Origin of the sequence: Neobacillus drentensis, assembly GCF_036965245.1 — a bacterium.
GTDB classification, from domain to species: Bacteria; Bacillota; Bacilli; order Bacillales; family Cytobacillaceae; genus Neobacillus; species Neobacillus drentensis_G.
The window spans coordinates 1,718-5,452 of record NZ_JBALPG010000209.1 but is presented as its reverse complement, the minus strand read 5'-3'; the positions used below and the strand labels follow the sequence as shown (position 1 = coordinate 5,452).

At 29.3% G+C, this 3,735-nt stretch carries 4 protein-coding genes and 1 pseudogene; 3 read left to right on the top strand and 2 right to left on the bottom strand.

The annotated features are described in order from the left end of the window. Positions 1-139: 139 nt before the first annotated feature. Together V7150_RS25465 and V7150_RS25460 are read right to left on the bottom strand one after the other, a co-directional pair. Positions 140-457 carry a helix-turn-helix domain-containing protein gene (locus V7150_RS25465; RefSeq protein WP_335523869.1) on the bottom strand — a complete coding sequence of 106 codons (318 nt, stop codon included), beginning with the start codon at positions 455-457 and terminating at the stop codon, positions 140-142. A gap of 32 nt (positions 458-489) precedes the next feature. Beyond that, the gene (locus tag V7150_RS25460) at positions 490-708 is read right to left on the bottom strand and encodes a helix-turn-helix transcriptional regulator (protein ID WP_335523858.1); all 219 of its coding nucleotides are present in this window, start codon (positions 706-708) and stop codon (positions 490-492) included. A 98-nt stretch (positions 709-806) separates the two neighbouring features. Here V7150_RS25460 and V7150_RS25455 point away from each other — a divergent pair, with 98 nt between their 5' ends. The 3 genes and pseudogenes from V7150_RS25455 to V7150_RS25445 all read left to right on the top strand — a co-directional run bounded on the left by V7150_RS25455 (position 807) and on the right by V7150_RS25445 (position 3,595). Continuing rightward, positions 807-1,343: a helix-turn-helix domain-containing protein gene (locus tag V7150_RS25455; protein WP_335523856.1), complete on the top strand. Its 537-nt coding sequence runs from the start codon at positions 807-809 to the stop codon at positions 1,341-1,343. 8 nt (positions 1,344-1,351) lie between these two features. Further along, positions 1,352-2,541, top strand: a pseudogene (locus tag V7150_RS25450) (tyrosine-type recombinase/integrase). 631 nt (positions 2,542-3,172) lie between these two features. After that, positions 3,173-3,595 carry a hypothetical protein gene (locus V7150_RS25445; protein WP_335523853.1) on the top strand — a complete coding sequence of 141 codons (423 nt, stop codon included), beginning with the start codon at positions 3,173-3,175 and terminating at the stop codon, positions 3,593-3,595. Positions 3,596-3,735 lie beyond the last annotated feature (140 nt).

The following is a 3,735-nucleotide window of genomic DNA, read 5'->3' as shown; positions in this document are numbered from 1 at the left end:
TACCCAAAGACTGCCGTATCTTTTAATGGGTATTTTTTTATTGAGTTTTATCAATTAAGTCTTCTTACCCTGAGTTAACTTTAACAATTCTTCCACTCACCTATTAAAATACTTTGTAATTAATCAACGTCTATAATTATTAAATGCTTCCAACCACTTGCTTTATTTTAGTGAAAAATTTCAAGTCATTATTAGTAGCATTCATACATGAAGTTACATCGTCTAGAAACTCATCTACTTCACTTTTCTTGAATAAATATTTGCTACCAATCTTGTAATACTTCAAACCATTCTTAATTAATCGATCTTCAATTATTGGCTTGCTAATATTAAGATATTTGGACAATTCATTATATGTTAAGAAGTATTTTTGTTTAGCAAGTTCATCTACACGCTCATTGATTGCATTTTCAAGCAATGTACTAACTGTTTTTTCGTCAATTTTAATGTCTAACACTTCTTCCACTCCTCTTTTGTTTACTGTCATTTTCACTTTTGTAATTCGCGGTTTACAAATTCACCAAAAAAAATTTCTGTCGGATTTTTATTTAAAGCATCACATATTAATTTTATAGTAGAAGCTGTAGGATTACTTTTCCCTTTTTCAACATTGTTAATAGTCATTCTGCTTAAGTTAGATCGCCTAGCTAATTCCGAAGTTGACATTCCTATCTCTTTTCTTACCATCTTTAATTTATTGCTATTCACGGTTTACACCTCCTCGGAAATAAGGATATATTACTATTAGCATTTTTGTCAACCATGGTGTACAATTAAATTACAACTTACTGGAAATGAGTGATAAAATGAATGAACTGGGTGATTTTCTAAAAAAATTAAGAGGTGACTTATCATTAAGAGAAGTACAAGAAGGTACTGGTATAAGTCATACTTACTTAAGTACATTGGAAAAGGGATATGATCCCCGAACCAAAAAGGAACGAAAACCAACTCCAGAAGTATTACGGAAATTAGCTCGTTTTTATAAAGTAAGATACAAAGATTTAATGTTTTTAGCAGGCTATTTAGAAATTGATACAGATCAAAATGATAGTTTAACCTACGAAGAAAGGGCTACAAAAATTAAAGAATATACCCTCAAAACAAGAGAATTGGATAAACAAATAGAAGAACTTAAGGAAACACCTAAGAAACAAGAAAAAAAAATTTCAGATTTTATACTTCGAAAAGAAATAAAATATCAAAGCCTTACTCAGGATAAAAAAGTATTTGACTTATTTGTTCTTCTTAGTATGGATGTAGATCTTTTTTATAAAAATAGACTTCTAACAATTGATGAAAGAGAAAAAATAAAAACAATACTTAAAACTTTTTTTGAATAGGTGATGCTATGGCCCGAATATATAAGAAAAAAACAAAAAAAGGGATTAGCTGGGGTTACCGTGTTTATGTAGAGACAGACCCAATAACAGGGAAATACGTTAGAAAAAGTAAAGAGGGATTTTTAACACAAAAAGATGCAAAACTAGCTGCCGCTTTATTTGAAAGACAGATTCATAACAATGAATATGTTCAACCTTCAAAAATGTTATTTGCTGATTTATGTAAAGATTGGGAAAGACACTATAGTCAAGACGCAAAAGAAAGTAGCTTAAGAGCTAGACATATTGCACTAAAACAGATTATTAGTGAATTTGGGCAAATTCCAATACAAAAGATAACTAAAAAGGCTTATCAAGATACAATAGACAAACTTTCAAATAAATTTAGTTCGAACTATATTTCCAGTATCCACACCTCTGCAAACATGGTGTTCGAGTATGCTAATTCACTTAAATTGATTAAGGAAATACCAACAAAAGAAATTAAATTACCAAAGAAAAAATTAAATGTTTCTGACCTTGAAAAAGGTGATTCTTTATTTGAAAAGTTCTTAGAAAAAGAAGAATTGGAAGAATTTTTAACGGTCACAAAGAATGAAGGTTTAGAAGGTGACCTATTAGCTTTTACAATGTTAGCTTATACAGGGTTACGTATTGGTGAAATGATTGCTTTAAAATGGTCTGATATTGACTTTAATAATCAAACGTTGCGTGTTATTAAAACATATTACAATCCAACAAATAACAAATCAAAATATACATTACTTACTCCTAAAACAGCAGGATCAATACGCACCATAACAATTGATCCATTAATAATAAAGTTGCTCGAAATACACAAGAAAGAACAAGAAAAGATCATGAATGAAAACAAGCCTTTTTACATCGATAGTGGTTTTATTTTTGCATCTGATGAAGGATATCCTAAAACAATAAAACATCTATCCATTAGAATGCAACGTATTCTAAAGAAAACAACAATCAATAAACAAGTTACACCACATTCATTTAGGCATACTCATACTTCATTACTAATTGAAGCAAATGTCCATATTAAAGAAATTCAAGAACGGTTAGGGCATAGTGACATTAAAACTACCATGGAGTTTATGCCCACATGACAAAAAACATCAAAAAAGAGGCTTCTAATAAGTTTAGTAACTTAATGAAGGACATCTCATTACATCTCATTGAATAATCGATCCTATTTCCAAGATAAAGTTTTTACGAAATGAGGCTCAATGGGTAATTCTTATGCCATAAATGTATTAAATGGTAGTTTTTTTTAAAGTATAGAAAAATCAGCATATACAAAATCGTGATTGATTCCTTGTAAAAGATGGTTTTTTTAATTTATTTAATCACTCACAATCCCACCTGATTGTTGAAGAAAGAATATAAAATTCTTGCTATCCACAGTATTTCCTTTTATTTAACTTTAATTTCAGTGTTACAATTATTTATGGTACGGTTCACAGTGATGTTGCTAAATAAGGGTTTCGTATTTTTTACATTTTTTAATTTCATACATTTTAAATTGCTGCATATAATAATACCTACTTACAACTCATTTTGATTTTACACAATTGTATACGATTTAACCAAAGAGTATTATTCAAAAACATTACGCTGGCGGACAATTTATGTAAAGAATGTTAAGTATTTCATTTTCACACCTTATCAGTTCAATGTGTAAAATAATGGTTTTTATAAAAGATATTTCTTTAAATTTTACAGTACTTGATGTATTATTAATTTAAATAGTGGGTACACTATTTAAAATAAAAAAACCTTAATAAAAAGAGGGTGTTTTTATGGACATCGAAAACATGTTAAATCAATTAAAGGAAATTTTGCCTGCTGAGAATTTCAAAATTCAACCTGCTGCTGCACGTGAAGAATTGCTTCAATTAGAGAGAGAGTATAAAATCAATACTTCAAATTTTATTAAAGATAAAACTTTAGCTACTACGATCCCAGAAGAAGTTCGCGAAAAATGGATTAATACACTTGATACATTCATTAACTTTAACGGATCAATGGAAGATTTGAATCATCTTTCTTCATGTGAAGGCTCTTTAAATAATAAACCTTTTATCAATCAGACTTCAAAGGAAAATTCTACAAAAGAATATGTTAAAGAGAAAAGCAAGGAGTCCGGTTGGCTTCCTTGCTTATTTTTATTCATGAATAATTTTATTAATTTGCATACCTTCTTCCGGATGGAACAGGAATCTCGTATTCGTACTTAAGACATCAATTGCTAATATAGCATTCATAACTAAAACTCGTTCTTTTGGTATTACAAGACCACTATCAGTAGCAATTAATAATGTTTGCACGAGAATAGGAAGTCCTGGATTCACCATATTCAAAGTTTGCTCTATAATTT